Below are 16,124 nucleotides of genomic sequence, written 5' to 3' on the forward strand. Positions count from 1 at the left end.
GAGTCCACCGTAAGCATCCCCTGCTCCGGAGCCGTTCGATGAACACCTCGGTCGTCCTCTTCACCGCCGATCTGCGTCTGCACGACCATCCGCCACTGCGCGCGGCCCTGGACGGGGCCCGGCAGGTGGTGCCGCTGTTCGTGCGCGACGACGGCATCGACGGCGCGGGGTTCGCCGCGCCCAACCGGCTGGCGTTCCTCGCCGACTGCCTGCGGGACCTGGACGCCGGGCTGCGCGAGCGCGGCGGCCGGCTGGTGCTGCGCTCCGGGGACGTGGTGGCCGAGGTGCTGAAGGTGGTCGCGGAGGCGGACGCCGACGAGGTGCACATGGCCGCCGACGCCAGCGGCTACGCGCACCACCGCGAGCATGCCCTGCGCGAGGCGCTGGAGGCGGACGGCCGCAGGCTGCACGTCCACGACACGGTGACCGCCGCCGTGGAGCCGGGCTCGGTGACTCCGACGGCCTCGGACCACTTCGCCGTGTTCACCCCGTACTTCCGCCACTGGTCGGGGCATTCGCAGCGCGACCCGCTCGGCGCACCCCGGAAGGTGCGCGTGCCGGACGGCATCAAGTCCGAGGAACTCCCGTCCCGCGAGGCGGTGTCGGGCACGTCGCCGGCGCTCGCGGAGGGCGGTGAGGTGGTGGCGCGCCGGATGGTGGCCGACTGGCTGCGCTCGGGGATCGACGCGTACGAGGACCAGCACGACGACCTGGCCGGCGACGGCACCTCCCGGCTCTCGCCGCATCTGCACTTCGGCACCGTCTCGCCCGTGGAACTCGTGCACCGGTCCCGGCTGGCGGGCGGTGCGGGCGCGGAGGCGTTCGTACGGCAGGTCGCCTGGCGGGACTTCAACCGGCAGTTGCTGGCGGTGCGTCCAGCGGCGTCCCGCGCCGACTACCGCACCCGGCGCGACCGTTGGCGCACCGGCAGGAAGGCCGAGGCGGACATCGAGGCGTGGCGTCAGGGCCGTACCGGCTATCCGATCGTGGATGCGGCGATGCGGCAGTTGCGGCACGAGGGCTGGATGCACAACCGGGGCCGGCTGCTCACCGCGAGCTTCCTGACCAAGACGCTGTACGTGGACTGGCGGGTGGGCGCCCGGCACTTCCTGGACCTGCTGGTCGACGGGGACGTGGCCAACAACCAGCTCAACTGGCAGTGGACGGCGGGTACGGGCACCGACACCCGCCCCAACCGGGTGCTGAACCCGACGACCCAGGCCAAGCGGTACGACCCGGACGGCACCTATGTCCGGCGCTGGGTCGAGGAGTTGGCGCATGTGGAGGGCAAAGCGGTGCACGAACCGTGGAAGTTGAGCGGGTCGGACCGGGCGAGGCTCGGGGACTATCCGGACCCGATCGTCGACCTCAAGGACGGGCTGGACCGGTTCAAGCACGCCCGCGGGCTGGAGTGAGGTTCCGGCCGGGCTCGGTGCCGTAGGCGGCGGTCAGGGTGTCCAGGGCGTCGGCGAGTCCGGTCGGGCGGAGCATGCCATGGCTGGAGCGGCCCGCCCAGCCGGGGCCGCCGAGCATCATCAGGGCCTGCCCGCGGGCGCCGCGTACGCCCCACTCGATGCCCGCGACATGCCGGGCCAGCGGCAGGCTCGCGGTGGCGCGGGACTGGGACCACAGCACGACGGCGGCCGGGCCGAGGCGCCGCACGGCGGCGGCGAGGGCGTCGGAGGGGACGGCGCTGCCGAACATCCGGGTGGGGACGCCCTGTTGGACCAGCGCGGCGTTGAGGGCCTCCAGCGGAAGGGTGTGCTGTTCGTCGGGTGTGCAGGCGAGCAGCACGGGGCCGGTGACGGGGGTGCCGGGCGGGCCGAGCCGGGGGGTGTGGCGGCGCAGGGCGGTGGAGACGTGCCAGGAGAGCAGGTGCTCCACCTCGATGTAACGGTCCCCGGAGGAGACCCACTTGCGGCCCACGGCGTGCAGGGCGGGCGCCATCACGTCCTGCCAGGCGACGGTGAGGCCGTACTCGGCGACCACACCGTCCAGTTGCTCCTCCACGGCCGGGGCGTCCAGCCGGACGGCCGCGCGGGCCAGGCCCCGGCACTCCTGGCGCACGTCGCCCAGCGGCAGGGCGCCGGGGGCGCGGGAGCGGGGCGCGGGGGCCGGGGTCCGCCCGGCGGGCGTGCGGGTGGCGTCGCGGGCGGTGCGGGCGGCCTCGGCGGGCGGTACGCCGGAGGAGGTCAGGCGGCACATCGCCTCCAGCACGGCCACGTCGTCCGGGGTCCAGCGGCGGTGTCTGCCGTCGGCGCGGGCGGCGGGGCCGAGGCCGTAGCGGCGGTCCCAGGAGCGCAGGGTGGTGGGCGAGACACCGAGCCTGCGGGCCAGCGCGCCGGTGGTCAGTCCGGCGCCGGGCGCTTCGTCGTCCATACGCCGACTGTACGCCGGGAACGACGCAGAAACGATGCGAGTTGTCGGCGCCCGGCACCGGCTCCCACGATGACCTGACCGTCCCACCCGAGGAGCCAGGTCATGACCTCGTACCCGCCCCCGCCCGCCCCCGCCGCGCCGCCCGTGGCCCCGGCCGGGGACGGGTGCGACGACGAGGAGCTGGCGCGGGGCCTGGTCGCGGGGGACGAGGACTGTCTCGCGGCTGTATACCGGCGCTGGTCCTCGCTGGTGTACGCCCTCGCCCGGCGCGCGCTGGGGAACGCCGGCGAGGCGGAGGACGTGACCCAGCAGGTGTTCCTCGGGGTGTGGCGGGGCCGTGCGGGTTACCGGCCGGACCGGGGCCCGCTGGGCGGCTGGATCGTGGGCATCACCCGGCGCAAGATCTTCGACGCGCTGGCGGCACGCGCCCGGCGCGGCGAGCTGGTCGCGGCGGCGGCCGCCTCCCTGTCCCGCGCCGCGCTCGGTGCCGAGACCGCCGCCGACCCGGAAGCCGTGCTCGACCGGCTCCTGGTCCGCCGCGAACTGGGCCGGCTGCCCGCCGCCCAGCGCCGGGTGCTCTACCTGGCCTTCTACGAGGACCTCACCCAGCCGCAGATCGCCGCCCGCACGGGCTGGCCGCTCGGCACGGTGAAGAGCCACGCCCGCCGGGGCCTGCACCGGCTGCGCTCCGGCATCGAGCGCCGGGAACCGCTGGAGGCGGCCGTCTGAAGGGGATGCGATTTCGGTCGAAGTATTACCTGAACCCCCCTACACATACGGGAATAAAAGGCGCAGAATGGACGGATACGCGATACGCGGCACTCCACCGCAGGCCCACCGGACGCGGTCGAGTCCGCTCGGTTCGACGGAAGGAGGACCGTACGCAGACTCCCACCGACAACGAAGGACGCGAGGCCGGTCCGCCGGAGCGGACCGGCCTCCTCGTGCGCGCGGGCGGCGCGTCCTGGCCGGAGGTCTTTGACACGGTTCGCGGCGCTTTCTAGCTTGAGCCGGGCCATAGCGTTCCTTGACCTCACGAGGCTGGAGACCGCCCTGTCCGCTCGCCCCGCCCCCGGCCGCCGCCTCGCCACGGCCGCGGCGTTCCTCGGCCTCATCGGCACCCTCACCACCACCGCCTGGGCGGCCCCGAAGGACCGCGCCCCCGCCCCGCGCCCGGCCCCCGGAGCGACCCGCGTCCCGGACACGGCGGGCTCGGCCACCCCGCTCGCCTCCTTCGCCCTCCAGTCCACCGCGAAGGTCGGCGACCCGGCGGCCACCGTCTCCTCCCCCGGCTACCCGGCGCGCGGCTGGCACTACGCGGGCCCCCGCTCCACGGTCCTCGCCGCCCTGCTGGCCGAGGGCCGCTACCCGGACCCCTTCCGCTCGACCAACCTGAGCAAGATCCCGAAGGCCGACTTCAAGGTGCCCTGGTGGTACCGCTCCGACTTCACCGTGGACGACACCTCCCGGCGCACCCGGCTCGACTTCAGCGGAGTCGTCCCGGCCGCCGAGGTGCATGTCAACGGCCACCGGGTGGCGACGGACGCGCAGGTCAAAGGCGCGTACACGCGGCACGAGCTGGACATCACCGATCTGGTGCGACCGGGCCGGAACACGGTCGCCTTCCGGGTGCGGCCCAACGATCCGAACCGGGACCTCAGCATGGGCTGGCTCGACTGGCTCCAGCCGCCCCCGGACCAGAACATGGGCCTGGTCCGCGACGTCCTGGTCCGGCGCGGCGGGCCGGTCGCGCTGGGCGACGCCCATGTGGTGACCGACCTGGCCGTGCCGTCGCTGGCCACCGCCGACCTGACGGTGAAGGCGCGGGTGCGCAACGACACCGGCCGCGCGGTCACCGCCCTGGTCACCGGCAGCGTCGCCGGGACCACGCTGGCCCGCCGGGTCCCCCTCGCCGCACACGAGTCGCGCACCGTCGCCTTCTCCCCCGCCGACGTACCCGGCCTGCGCCTGCGCTCCCCGCGCGTGTGGTGGCCCGCCGGAATGGGCGGCCAGCCGCTGCACGACCTGAGGCTCACCGCCTCCGTCGCCGGTGCCGTCTCCGACACCGCGCACCAGACCTTCGGCATCCGTGACGTCCGGGCACCCCTGAACAAGGACGGCGCCCGCCAGTACCGCATCAACGGGCGCCCGCTGCTGATCCGGGGCGGCGGCTGGTCGCCGGACCAGTTCCTGCGCTGGGACCGGGGCTATGCGGAGGACCGGCTGCGGTACGTCCTCGACCTCGGGCTGAACACCGTCCGGCTGGAGGGGCACATCGAGCCGGACGAGTTCTTCGACCTGGCCGACCGGCTCGGCGTCCTCACGCTGCCCGGCTGGGAGTGCTGCGACAAGTGGGAGGGCCAGGTCAACGAGGACGGCTCCGGGGAGAAGTGGGACGCGGACGACCACGCGGTGGCGAAGGCGTCCATGGCCGCCGAGGCGGCCCGGCTGCGCGCCCACCCGAGCGTCATCTCGTTCCTGATCGGCAGCGACGCGGCACCGGACGCCACGATCGAGAAGAACTACCTGGACGCCCTCACGGCCGCCGACTGGCCCACCCCCGTCGTCCCGGCCGCCTCCGACAACTCCTCGCCGAGGCTTGGCCGTTCGGGCATGAAGATGAGCGGCCCCTACGACTGGGTACCGCCCGCCTACTGGTACGCCAAGCGCGAGGGCGGCGCCACCGGCTTCAACTCCGAGACCAGCGCGGGCCCCAGCATCCCCACCCTGGACACCCTGCGCCGGATGATGACCCCGGCCGAGCTGGACACCCTGTGGAAGACCCCGACGGCCAAGCAGTACCACCGCTCCCCCTCGGCCGTCTTCTCCACCCTCAAGCTCTACAACGACGCCCTCACCGCCCGCTACGGCGCCCCGGCCGGCCTAACCGACTACGTACGCAAGGCGCAGCTCGCCCAGTACGAAAACGTCCGCGCCGAGTTCGAGGCGTACCGCCGCAACGCCCGCGACGCCGACAAGCCGGCCACCGGGATCGTGCACTGGATGCTGAACAGCGGCTGGACCTCGCTGCACTGGCAGCTCATGGACCGCTATCTCGACCAGAACGGCGCCTATTTCGGCGCCAAGAAGGCGGGCGAGCCACTGCACGTCCAGTACTCCTACGACGACCGCTCGGTGGTCGTCGTCAACGACCGTCACCTGCCCGCCACTTCACTCACCGCGCGGGCCACCCTCTTCGACCCGGACGGCACCCCGCGCTACGACCGCACCCTGACCGGGCTCCGCGTCCCCGGTGACGGCGCGCACTCCACCGCATTCACCCTGCCGAAGGACATCGGCGGCACCTCCCGGACCCACCTTCTCCGCCTGGTGCTCACCGGCCCCGACGGCCGGGAGGTGAGCCGGAACGTGTACTGGCTCTCCACCCGGCCCGACACCCTCGACTGGGCGCACACCGACTGGTACTACACCCCGACGACCGCCTACGCCGACCTCAAGGGCCTCTCCGCCATGGCACAAGTACCGGTGTCGGCCACCGCGGCCACCCGCTCCTCGGGCGCGCTGTCGACCACGACGGTGACCCTGCGCCGCACCGGCGGCGGCCGGACGCCCTCGCTGCTGACGGACGTCCATCTGGTCGACGCCAAGGGCCGGCCGGTGCTGCCGGTGCGCTGGTCGGACAACCAGGTCGGGCTCTGGCCGGGCGAGTCGGTGACGCTCACCGCCACCTACCGCACAGCGGACCTGCACGGCTCGGCGCCACAGGTGCGGGTCTCCGGCTGGAACACCCCGGAACGGACGGTCCCCGCCTCCTGAAATCCCGCCGCCGGCCGCGTCGACGGCCGCCGCCACGGGCACTCTCCCGATGGGAGTTCCCGGGGGCGGCGCCGGAGTGGACTGGCTCCGTCCGCAGCGGGCACATGCCACAGCAGCAGGGGCCGAGACCACTAGGGGTGGACATGGAGATTTCAGGAATCATCAGCGCCATCATCATCGGCATCGTGATCGGTGTGCTGGGACGGCTCGTCGTGCCGGGGCGTCAGCACATCGGCGTGATCGTCACCATCCTCGTCGGCATCGTGGCCGCCCTGCTGGGTACGGCCATCGCGGCGGGCCTGGGTGTCGCGGACACCGACGGGCCGGACTGGATCGAGTGGCTGATCCAGATCGCGCTGGCCGCGGTCGGTATCGCCGCGCTGGACCGTACGGTGGGCCGGCGCCGCTGACCTCTCAGGTCACCTCTTGTACAGATACGGCGTCGTGGTGGTCAGGGCGTGCAGCCCGAGGCGTTTCAGGACGGGGCGGCTCATGGCGGAGGCGTCCACCTGGACATGACGGCAGCCGTGGGCGGCGGCGACGCGGGTGCGGTGGGCGACCAGGGCGCGGTACAGGCCCCGGCCCCGCCACTGCTCGACGGTCCCGCCGCCCCAGAGTCCGGCGAAGTCTCCGCCCGGCACCAGCTCCAGCCGGGCGGAGGCCACCGGCTCGTCCCCGGCCAGCGCGACCACGGCGAGGACCGTGCCGGGGTCGGCCGCGAGCCGGGCCAGCAGATGGTCGCGCAGGGCGGTGCCGTCGGTGCCGAAGACCCTCTCGTGCACCGCAACCACCAGGCCGACTCCCGCCGCGTCGGCGGCCCGGACCAGGCGGACGCCGTCCGGTAGCCGTTCCTCCAGGCCGAGTTCCGCGATCTCGCCGACCATCAGCGTCTCGGGCTCCTCGGCCCGGAATCCCGCCGCGATCAGGCGCTCGCCCAGATCCTCCGGCCCGTCGTGGCCGTAGAGCTTCCACTCGAAGTCCCGGCCCAGGCCCGTGAAGTACGCGATCTGCTCCTCGATCGCGCGATCCGCTCCGGCCGCGTCGAGGCCGGACCAGACGACACCGTTCCAGCCCCGCTCGCCCGCGATCTGGCGCACCACGGCACCCGCCCGCTCGATCCGGGCGCCGGGCGCGTCGGGGCGGGCGCCTTGCCGCATCTCGAGGTCGTAGCGGGCGAGTACCGCGGCGTGATCCATGCGGTCACTCCAGCATCCGGGCCGGGGCCGGGCAACGCGATTTCCGCGAACCGCCCTTCGGCTCAGCCGAGTTCGAGCGTGGTGATGCCGAACACCCGCTCGGCGGCGTGCTCGCGGACCGGGCCGGTGTACATGCGGGCGGTCTCGAAGGAGGGGGTGAGTCCGGCCGCGAGGGCCATCTCGACCCCGGCCTTGTTCGGTACCGGTACGTCGATGGCGATCTGCCGGCCTTCGTGGTCGGCGGTGAGGGCGGCGAACAGGGCCCGTGCGTCCTCGGGGGTGTCGGCGAAGAGGGGGCCGATGCGCAGGCAGTCCGCGCCGGGGCGGATCACGCCGTAGCCGGTGAGGTGCTCGCCGTCATGGCGTACGTAGGTGTGGTGGCCGGGGGCGGTGAGCCACTCGGCGACGAAGCGGGGGCGGTCGGCGGGGGTGCACGCGCTGTCGTAGCGCGTGATGGCGTCGAGGTCGCCGGGCTGGGCGTGGCGCACTCCGGTGGGCGGCTCGGCGGCCGGGGCGGGGCCGGTGTAGCGGGCGGTGCGGTGGGCGAGTTCGAAGCCGGAGCGGCGGTAGTTGTCCTGCTGGTCGACGACGCCGTCCAGGCCGACGGTGCGCTCGCCGGCGTGGTCGAGCGCGGTCTTCCAGGTGGTGAGGCCGTAGCCGTGGCCGCGCAGGTCGGGGCGGACGAGGTAGCAGCCGAGGAAGGCGTAGTCCGTGCCGTAGTTGACGACGGAGATCGCGGAGACCGGCTCGCCGTCGATGCGGCCGAGGAAGAAGCCCTCGGGGTCCTGGGCGAAGAAGGCGGGACCGTCGGAGAGGCCCGGATTCCAGCCTTCGGCCGCCGCCCAGCCGCTGATCACCGGCCAGTCGTCCAGGCCGGCCTGGGTGACGGTGAACTCCTGGGGGGCCGGTGACTTCATCGCTGCGCTCCGTTTCCGGGGTGTCGGGGGGTCGCTCGCGCCGCATCCTTCCCGATCGGGCGGCCCCGCGTCACGCCGGGACCGCCCAGGGGCCGCACGTACCGGGCGCAGGCACTACAAAGGCCCCACCGAGTGGTGCTGGGTCGGTGGGGCCGTGCGGTGGAGCGGGATCAGACCATGCTGCCCGGGCGGAAACGCCGGTACAGGGCCGCGCCCGCCACCAGGAAGGCCGCGCTGCCGACCAGCGCCGGGGCGGCGAAGTCCGCTCCGGTGTGCGCCAGGCTGGGCGGGGTCTCGTGGGTGGGCGGCACCACGGTCTTAGGCGGCGCCGGAGGCTGGTGCTTCGGCGGGGCCGGGGGCTGGTGCTTGGGCGGTGTGGGCGGCGCCACCGGCGGCGGGGTCGGCGCCTCGGAGTGGTTCTCGCAGTGGTTGCCGAAGGCCGGGTTGAGGGCGCCGACGACGTCCACGCTGTTGCCGCAGGCGTTCACCGGGATGTCGACCGGCAACTGGAGGCCGTTGCCGGAGAGCACGCCGGGCGAGCCCTTGGTGACGCTGTGCGCCGTGGCGCCGCCACCTCCCACGTTCCCGGCCCTGGTGCCGCCGGCCTTGCTGCCACCGGTACTGCTGCCCCCGGCCTTGCTGCCGGAGCCCCCGTCGCTCACCGCGCCGCCGTTGTCGGAGCCGGTGTTCGCGCAGGAGTTGCCGAAGGCCGGGTTGAGGAGCCCGACCACGTCGACGCTGTTGCCGCACGCGTTCAGCGGGACGCTGACCGGGGCCTGGACGGTGTTGCCGGAGAGCACACCGGGCGAGCCGACAGCGGCGCCGTCGGCGGTGGCACCACCAGCCGCGAAAGCGGCGGAGACGGGCATGGCCATGGCCATCGCACCGGAGGCGGCGGCGACGCCGATCACACCGTTTCGGGTAGCCCGTTTCATAGGTTCCCTGCCTTCCAGAAGTCGTAGCGGGCAGTCACCCGCACCACATAGAACGCGTACGGACCGTTCGGGTTATGGCCTGTGCGGCTTTCACCCGTTCGGGGGGCACGGTCGTTCGAAACGCACGTCAAGCCGTTGTCACGGCACCCACGCGGATAGGTGGAGCGTTCACCCGGCCGGAGGAGGTGACCCCGGCCGCGCCGGGCCGGAGGTGACGGCCGCACGGCCGGGAGGCGACCGGTGCGGGGCCCGCTTATGGTGAGGACGGCGCCGCCCCTGTTCAGGGCGGTGGCGCCCTGGGAGGCGAGCGATGCCGGCCAAGGTGAAGCAGCAGTCCAGACGGTCCGTCGTACGGCGCGGCGCGGGCGCGGGTGCGCTCGCCCTGGCGCTGGTCGGCGCGAGCCTGCCCGCGGCGGTGGCCGCCGAGTCCCGGTCCGACCAGGCCGACCGGCCCGGCATGGCCCGCTTCTACGAACAGAAGGTCGCCTGGGGCCGCTGCGCGGGCCCGGACATGCCGAGGGATCTCCAGTGCGGCAAGGTGACCGTCCCGCTGGACTACGCGCACCCCGGGGCGGGCACGCTGGATCTGGCGCTGGCCCGCTACCGGGCGACCGGCTCCGGGCACCGCGCGGTGCTGCTGAACTTCGGCGGACCCGGCGCCTCGGGCGTGAACCAGCTCGCGGCCGGCGGCAAGGAGTTCATGGACCTCACCAACGGCTCCGACGTGGTCTCCTTCGACCCGCGCGGGGTCGGCCGCTCCTCCCCGGTGAGCTGCGGCGTCGGCGAGGAGCCCCCGTCGGACTCCTCGGACTCCTCCGGTTCGGACGCGGGTGTCGACGTCAGCAGCCCGCAGCAGCTCATGACCCTGCTGCGACAGTCCGCCGAGCTGTGCGCCAAGCACTCCGGGCCGGTGCTCAAGCACATAGGCACCGTGAACGCGGCCCGCGACATGGACGTCATCCGCCAGGCCCTCGGCCAGAAGAAGCTGGACTACCTGGGCTTCTCCTACGGCACCCGGCTCGGCGCGGTGTACGCGGCGCAGTTCCCGCACAAGGTCGGCCGGATGGCCCTGGACGGGGTCGACACGCTGACCGAGCCGCTGTCCGAGCAGGGGGTCGCGGGCGCCCAGGGGCAGCAGACGGCACTGGAAGGCTTCCTGGACTGGTGCGTGACGGACATGGGCTGCCCGTTCGGCCAGGACCGGCGGGCGGCGGACGACCAGGTCGTCCAGCTCGTGCGCTCGCTGGACGAGAACCCCGTACCGACCGACTTCGGCGGCACCTTCTCCGGGCAGGATCTGGTGGGCGCCATCGGGCAGGGCCTGTACAGCAAGGAGCTGTGGCCGTCGCTGGAGCGGGCGCTCGCCACGCTGGTGGAGGACGGGGACGCGCGCCGGGTGCTCAGCTTCGCCTCGGGCGGCTTCGGGCTGCCGATGCGGTCGAACGACGGGTCCGGCAAGGCGAACGGCTCCGGCAAGAACGACGGCGGGCTGACCGATCCGGGGCAGGTGCCGATCGACAACCTCACGGCCGCGCTGATGGCGGTCAACTGCGCGGACGACCCGGACCGGCCCACCGCCGCCCGTCTCACCAAGGACCTCACCGACCTGCGCGCCTCCTACGACGCCGCGTCCCCGGTCTTCGGCCGCTACCGGCTGACCCAACTGCTGATGTGTTACGGCCGCCCGAAGGGCACCGACTACATCAGGGAGTCGGTGAAGGACGTGCCGTCCTCGCGGATGCTGCTGGTCGGCACGCGCGGCGACCCGGCGACGCCATACCGCTGGGCCGAGGAGACGGCACGGCGGCTGGGGTCCTCGGCCGTGGTGCTGGACAACAAGGGCGACGGGCACACCGGTTACACCTCGTCCAAGTGTGTGCACCGCAAGGTCGACGACTTCCTGATGTACGGCACGCTGCCGCCCGACGGCAGCTCGTGCCCGGCGGACGGGAAGGCGTGGAGCTCGACCTTGTCGACGGACCCGTGAGCGAAGGGTGACGCCGCAACTGCGGGGTCATGTCCGGCGTCACACTGGGTAGGCGCGGCCCCAGCCCGCCGACCGGACCCGATCGTGACAGGGGGACCCCTTCATGCGTATCCGTACCGTCCACACCGTGCCCGTCCTCGCCGCCTCCGCCGCCCTGCTGCTGGCCGCCGCGCCCGGCCAGGCGGCCTCGCAGCCCCAGGCCGCGCCCGCCCGGTGTGCCGCGAAGGCGCTCGACATCCAGGCCAAGGCGGTGAAGGGGAAGACCACCGTCGTCCGCTTCTCGGTGACCAACTCCGGCTCCCGCGCCTGTCTCGTGGACCGGGTCCCGACGATCACCTTCGGTGAGCTGGACGGCGCCGCGCTGCCGACGCCGGAGGGCGGCCGGGGCACCTACCGGCTGGACGCCGGCAAGACGGCCTACGGCGCCGTGCGCACCATCGGCGACCCGTCCGACCCGGAGGCGCGGCGGTCCCCCTCGCTCGGGGTGTCGGCCTCGGCGTCCCAGTTCGGCCGTGACTTCTCGGCCGCGCACCTCGGCACCGGCCGGGAGATCCGGGTCTGGGAGCCGGTGACGACGTGGTGGCAGCCTACGCGCGCGAAGGCCGACAAGGCGATCGGCCTCGGCTGACACAGAGGAACAGGTGAGCGGCGAACGCACGCCCGAGCGCCGCGCCGGGGTCCACACGTATGGGCCAAGTCCCGTACTCCTACTACGACTTGACCGGCGCGGCGCTTATCCTCCGGGACCGCACGGACCACTCCCGGAAGACTCTGGCATATGCCCGAAGCACCCCCGTATCGTGTGTTGCCAAATCCCTTACGGGGCATCGCGCGCTGTGCCACAGTCGTAGCGGTCCCTCCGTTCCCCCTGGCCCTACCGTCCCCTCGGAGTGCGTCATGCCGCCCTCAGTCTCCGCGGACCGCCCGCCCGCCGGGCATCCCGAGGGCGCGCCGTCCGGCCAGGTCGGCCGGGCGGAGTGGGGCCTGCTCACCGACGAGGCCGACTGGTCGGTGGAGCTGTACCGCATCCTGGGCCTGGACCCGTCCGTGCCCGCGCTCACCCTGGACGAACTCCCGGCGCTGGTCCACGAGGAGGACCGGCCGCGTCTCACCGCGATGGTGACGGGCTGCCTGGTGGACGCCCGCCCGATCGACGGCGAGTTCCGCGTACGGCGGCCCGACGACTCGGTACGGACCGTGCACATGAGGGGCGAGCCCGTACTGGGCACGGACGGCGGCGCCGTCTCCATGTGGGCCGTGATCCGGGACGTGAGCGAACTCCGCCCGCACGGACGGTCTTTGGCCACGGGCCCGCCTCCTGTCCGCCGATTTCCCCTTCAGGGGCCACCCACGCTCGATCTCGCGGCACACCACATGCCCGGCGCACCGCCCGTCACGGCGGCGGCCGATTGGTGTGACGTGCTGGAACTACCGGGCGGAGCTGCCCTGTTGACCGTCGGCGACCTCACCGGCCCGGACCCCGCCACCCTGCTCGGCGCCGTGCACGGCCTGGCCCTGGCGGGCACCGGGCCCGCTCAAGTACTGGCCATACTGGACCAGTTGGACACCCCCACCTCTTTGCGTGGTGCGGTCTGCTGCCATTACGAGCCGCAGAACCGTAACTTCACCTGGGCCCGGTCCGGGCGCCCCGTCCCGCTGCTGTTCCGCGACGGGACGGGCCGCCGGCTCACCGCGCCGGACGACCCGCCTCCGGGCGCGGACTCTCCTTACGGGCAGGCCGAACTCACCCTGCGACCGGGCGACTTGCTCCTGCTGCACACCGAGCGGCTGGGCGAGCCGGACCTGGCACGCCTGCTCGGTCTCGGCCCACGCCTGAGCACGGCCCGTGCCGCGCGGGAGTGCGTGCGGTTGCTGGCCGGGGAGTTGGGCGTGGGGCAGCATGGCGACGCCTGTGTGCTCGCCGTCAGGGTCTCCGGGTGACGCGGACCTTCCCTGCTACGCCGGTGCCGCGCCTGTGTTGCGGCTCCGGGGCTTGGGCAACGCCTGCCTGATCTCCTCCCGCAGTTCACCGACCTTCGGATAGCTCGCGTACTCGGCGGTGAGCCGGTACATCTCGCGCAGCCGGTCCCAGGTGCGGCGGGAGGAGTTGGCTCCCATCGCCATCAGCGCCAACCGGGCGTACCGGTCAGCCTGTTCGGGGTCGTCCGCGATGAAGCAGGCCGAGGCCATGGAGAGATGGTCGAAGATCTTCGACCGCTCCCGCCCGTCGGTCCTGAGCGCCAGCGCCTTCTGGGCGTAGTGCTGAGCGTGCACGGCCGCGCTCGGGTCGTGCTCGGCGAGCGTGCGGTAGGCGAGGGCCTGCATGCCGTACAGATCCTCGTCCTTGAAGGTCTGCATCCAGTCCGGCTGCCGGGTGTCCTGGCGGTCGGAGACGAACAGGTCCTCCGCCTGGCCGAGGGTGCGGCGCATCGCCTGGCCACGGCCCATCGCGGCCTGCGCCCACGCCTCGATGGTGTGGAACATGGCCTTGGTTCTGGGCTGCAGCTCCTCCCCCGAGCCGGACTGGGCCAGCTTCATCAGGTCCATGGCGTCGTCCGGGCGGCCCAGATGCACCATCTGGCGGGCCGCCCGCGACAGCGCCTCCCCGGCGCGGGGGCGGTCGCCGCCCTCGTGCGCGGCGTGCGTGGCGATGACGAAGTACTTCTGCGCCGTGGGCTCCAGACCCACGTCGTGGGACATCCAGCCCGCCAGGACCGCGAGGTTGGCGGCGACGCCCCACAGGCGCCGCTGGAGCTGGGGTGGATGGTGGTAGGCGAGCATGCCGCCCACCTCGTTGAGCTGGCCCACGACCGCCTTGCGCTGGAGGCCGCCACCACGGGCGGCGTCCCAGGCCCGGAACACATTGACCGAGCCTTCCAGTTCCTCGACCTCCTGGGACCCGATGGGGGCGGCCTCGTAGCGGTCGAATCCGGCGGGTTCCGCGTGCAGTGGATTGTCGAGGACGGGGGCGTCGGCCCGGAGCGTGGGGTCGGTGTGCAACCAGTCGTGCATGGCGCTGCTGAGTGTGGCTCCCGCGGCGAGCGCGGCACCCGCGCCCACCAAGCCGCGTCGGTTGAGCATGAGGTCCATTCCCGTGAATTCGGTGAGGACCGCGGCGGTTCGTTCGGGCGCCCACAGCACGCCGTCGGGATCTTCGCTCTTCCCGTCGCCCTGCCGTTTCCCCGCACGCCCGTGCCGTACCAGACCGAGGTCCTCCATGGTCACGACACGGCCGAGACGCTCGGTGAACAGAGCCGCCAGCACCCTCGGCACCGGATCGCGCGGGATCTCTCCCATGTCGATCCAACGCCGTACCCGCGAGGTGTCCGTCGACAGTTGGGGATGGCCCATGGCCGCCGCCTGCCGGTTGACCAGTCGCGCGAGTTCGCCCTTGGACCAGCCGGCCATGCCGAACAGGTCCGCAAAGCGGGTGTTGGGTTGTCCGCTCACGTCAAGCCCCCAGGTTCTCGGCTGAGTTGACAGTAGCCCCGTGCAAGTTGCCGGGCGACTATTCGCCAGGGTTCGCCAGGGTGCGCCAGATGGTGTGCCAGTGGACGTCGGGTGTCAGGTAGGAAAGCGCCACCCCGGCCCGGTCCTCCCAGGGGCACTCCCCAGGGTGTGCCTGGGCGGACCGGGCCGGGGTGGCGCGGCTCGTGACAAGCGACGCACAGGCAGGCACAGCAGGCACACGAAGGGATCTGTATCTCCCATGTACGCAGCATCGTCCTCCGTGTCCGCCCCGCCCCGGCCACCACGTCCCCGCCCCGTGGGCGGCGGACCGTATCTGGACCCGGCGGCGCGACCCGGAGCACCCCTCCTGGGCGTGGGCCGGGCACCACGCATTCCCGGGCAGCCCGGCTCCCAGCCGCTCAGCGGCCGGCTGGACCTGTCCGGCCCACAGGGCTCTCAACTCCGCACCGCCATCGCCTCGGTGCAGCGGATCTGTCCGGAGTTCGCCCCGGTGCAGGTGCTCCGCCGCAGCCCCCGGTCCGTCACCTTCGTGGGGACGACCGGCCGCAGCACGGCGGTGGCCAAGTGCCTGCTGGACCACACACCTACGGCGGCGGAGCGGGTCCGGCACGAAATAGCTGCCTACCGCTCCTTCGTCCGGCACCGTCCGCCGGTGCGCGTGCCGCGGCTGATCGCGGCCGACCCGGACAACTGCACGCTGGTGATCGAGCGGATGCCCGGCCGGGTGGCCGCGCACCGCCGCCACCCCTTGGAGGCGCCTCCGCGCGCGGACATCCGGGCCGCGCTCGGCGCGATCTGCCGGCTGAACGGCTGGCGGCCCCCGGCGGGCACCTTCGGCGCCCCGCTGGACTACGCGGACCGCCTCTCCCGCTACCACGAGCTGGGCCTGCTCACCGACCGCGACCTGGGCGACCTCCAGAAACTGCTGCACGGCATCGCGCACGCGGCCGGCCGCCAGGGCATGGGCCAGTTCTGCCACGGCGACGCGCTGCTCTCCAACATCCTGATGTCACCGGCCGGCCCGGTGCTGGTCGACTGGGAGCACGCCGGCTGGTACCTGCCGGGGTACGACCTGGCCACCCTCTGGCTGGTCCTCGGGGACGCACCCGAAGCGCGCCGTCAGATCAGCCAGCTCGCCCAGTCGGGCGGCCCGGCCTCGCGCGACGCCTTCCTGGTCAACCTGATGCTGGTGCTGACCCGTGAGATCCGCGCTTACGAGACGGCCGTACAGCGCTCGATGCACGGCACTCCCCCGGCCCCGGCCCATTCGGGCGCGGCCCCGTCCGGTGAGGAACAGCGGCTGTTGCTGCGGCGGCTGCACGACGACTGCCACATGGCCCGCCGGGCCGTGCGCGCGGCGGTCGGCACCCGCTAGAGCGGGCCCAGAGCACCGCGGTGCGCCCGAGCGGCGGCGCATCGCGGTTCCGGGTGCCGGGCCTGTGGGGCGGGGGGCCAGTGGTAT

Annotated in this window: 13 protein-coding genes; 8 read left to right on the plus strand and 5 right to left on the minus strand. The window is 73.3% G+C overall.

Features of this window, described 5'->3' with window-relative positions; all coding sequences use genetic code 11:
* Positions 1-38 precede the first annotated feature (38 nt).
* Positions 39-1,415, plus strand: coding sequence for a cryptochrome/photolyase family protein (locus E5083_RS17705; RefSeq protein WP_135786676.1), 1,377 nt, complete (start codon positions 39-41; stop codon positions 1,413-1,415).
* Here the strand turns inward: E5083_RS17705 and E5083_RS17710 are convergent.
* Positions 1,390-2,379 carry a MerR family transcriptional regulator gene (locus E5083_RS17710; RefSeq protein ID WP_135786677.1) on the minus strand — a complete coding sequence of 330 codons (990 nt, stop codon included), beginning with the start codon at positions 2,377-2,379 and terminating at the stop codon, positions 1,390-1,392. The genes E5083_RS17705 and E5083_RS17710 overlap by 26 nt on opposite strands.
* Positions 2,380-2,481: 102 nt before the next feature.
* Between E5083_RS17710 and E5083_RS17715 the strand changes: the two genes are divergently transcribed.
* The 3 genes from E5083_RS17715 to E5083_RS17725 all read left to right on the plus strand — a co-directional run bounded on the left by E5083_RS17715 (position 2,482) and on the right by E5083_RS17725 (position 6,566).
* On the plus strand, positions 2,482-3,108 hold the full coding sequence (locus E5083_RS17715; RefSeq protein ID WP_135786678.1) for a sigma-70 family RNA polymerase sigma factor: 627 nt from the start codon (positions 2,482-2,484) through the stop codon (positions 3,106-3,108).
* Positions 3,109-3,432: 324 nt separating this feature from the next.
* On the plus strand, positions 3,433-6,156 hold the full coding sequence (locus tag E5083_RS17720) for a glycoside hydrolase family 2 protein (protein WP_135787026.1): 2,724 nt from the start codon (positions 3,433-3,435) through the stop codon (positions 6,154-6,156).
* A gap of 143 nt (positions 6,157-6,299) precedes the next feature.
* A complete protein-coding gene (locus tag E5083_RS17725; protein WP_135786679.1) occupies positions 6,300-6,566 on the plus strand; it encodes a GlsB/YeaQ/YmgE family stress response membrane protein in 267 nt (88 codons plus the stop codon).
* A gap of 9 nt (positions 6,567-6,575) precedes the next feature.
* On the opposite strand, the gene E5083_RS17730 is transcribed toward E5083_RS17725, so the two are convergent.
* The 3 genes from E5083_RS17730 to E5083_RS17740 all read right to left on the minus strand — a co-directional run bounded on the left by E5083_RS17730 (position 6,576) and on the right by E5083_RS17740 (position 9,204).
* On the minus strand, positions 6,576-7,352 hold the full coding sequence (locus tag E5083_RS17730) for a GNAT family N-acetyltransferase (RefSeq protein WP_135786680.1): 777 nt from the start codon (positions 7,350-7,352) through the stop codon (positions 6,576-6,578).
* A gap of 62 nt (positions 7,353-7,414) precedes the next feature.
* Entirely contained in the window at positions 7,415-8,269 is an 855-nt protein-coding gene (locus E5083_RS17735; RefSeq protein WP_135786681.1) for a GNAT family N-acetyltransferase, read from the minus strand.
* Positions 8,270-8,439: 170 nt separating this feature from the next.
* Positions 8,440-9,204 (minus strand): chaplin, encoded by a 765-nt coding sequence (locus tag E5083_RS17740; RefSeq protein WP_135786682.1) that lies wholly within the window; start codon positions 9,202-9,204, stop codon positions 8,440-8,442.
* 310 nt (positions 9,205-9,514) lie between these two features.
* Here E5083_RS17740 and E5083_RS17745 point away from each other — a divergent pair, with 310 nt between their 5' ends.
* The 3 genes from E5083_RS17745 (at position 9,515) to E5083_RS17755 (ending at position 13,132) form a co-directional block, all read left to right on the plus strand.
* Positions 9,515-11,191, plus strand: a complete 1,677-nt coding sequence (locus tag E5083_RS17745) for an alpha/beta hydrolase (protein WP_135786683.1) — start codon at positions 9,515-9,517, stop codon at positions 11,189-11,191.
* Positions 11,192-11,294: 103 nt separating this feature from the next.
* Positions 11,295-11,819: a DUF4232 domain-containing protein gene (locus E5083_RS17750; protein ID WP_135786684.1), complete on the plus strand. Its 525-nt coding sequence runs from the start codon at positions 11,295-11,297 to the stop codon at positions 11,817-11,819.
* Between the two features lie 269 nt (positions 11,820-12,088).
* Positions 12,089-13,132, plus strand: a complete 1,044-nt coding sequence (locus E5083_RS17755) for a SpoIIE family protein phosphatase (RefSeq protein ID WP_244317539.1) — start codon at positions 12,089-12,091, stop codon at positions 13,130-13,132.
* Positions 13,133-13,147: 15 nt separating this feature from the next.
* Here the strand turns inward: E5083_RS17755 and E5083_RS17760 are convergent, their stop codons facing one another.
* Entirely contained in the window at positions 13,148-14,641 is a 1,494-nt protein-coding gene (locus E5083_RS17760) for a DNA-binding protein NsdB (RefSeq protein WP_135786686.1), read from the minus strand.
* Between the two features lie 259 nt (positions 14,642-14,900).
* On the opposite strand from E5083_RS17760, the gene E5083_RS17765 reads away from it, so the two are divergent.
* Positions 14,901-16,037, plus strand: a complete 1,137-nt coding sequence (locus tag E5083_RS17765) for an aminoglycoside phosphotransferase family protein (protein WP_135786687.1) — start codon at positions 14,901-14,903, stop codon at positions 16,035-16,037.
* Positions 16,038-16,124: the final 87 nt, after the last annotated feature.

The sequence above is a fragment of the Streptomyces bauhiniae genome (assembly GCF_004784475.1).
In the GTDB taxonomy this organism is placed as follows: Bacteria; Actinomycetota; Actinomycetes; order Streptomycetales; family Streptomycetaceae; genus Streptomyces; species Streptomyces seoulensis.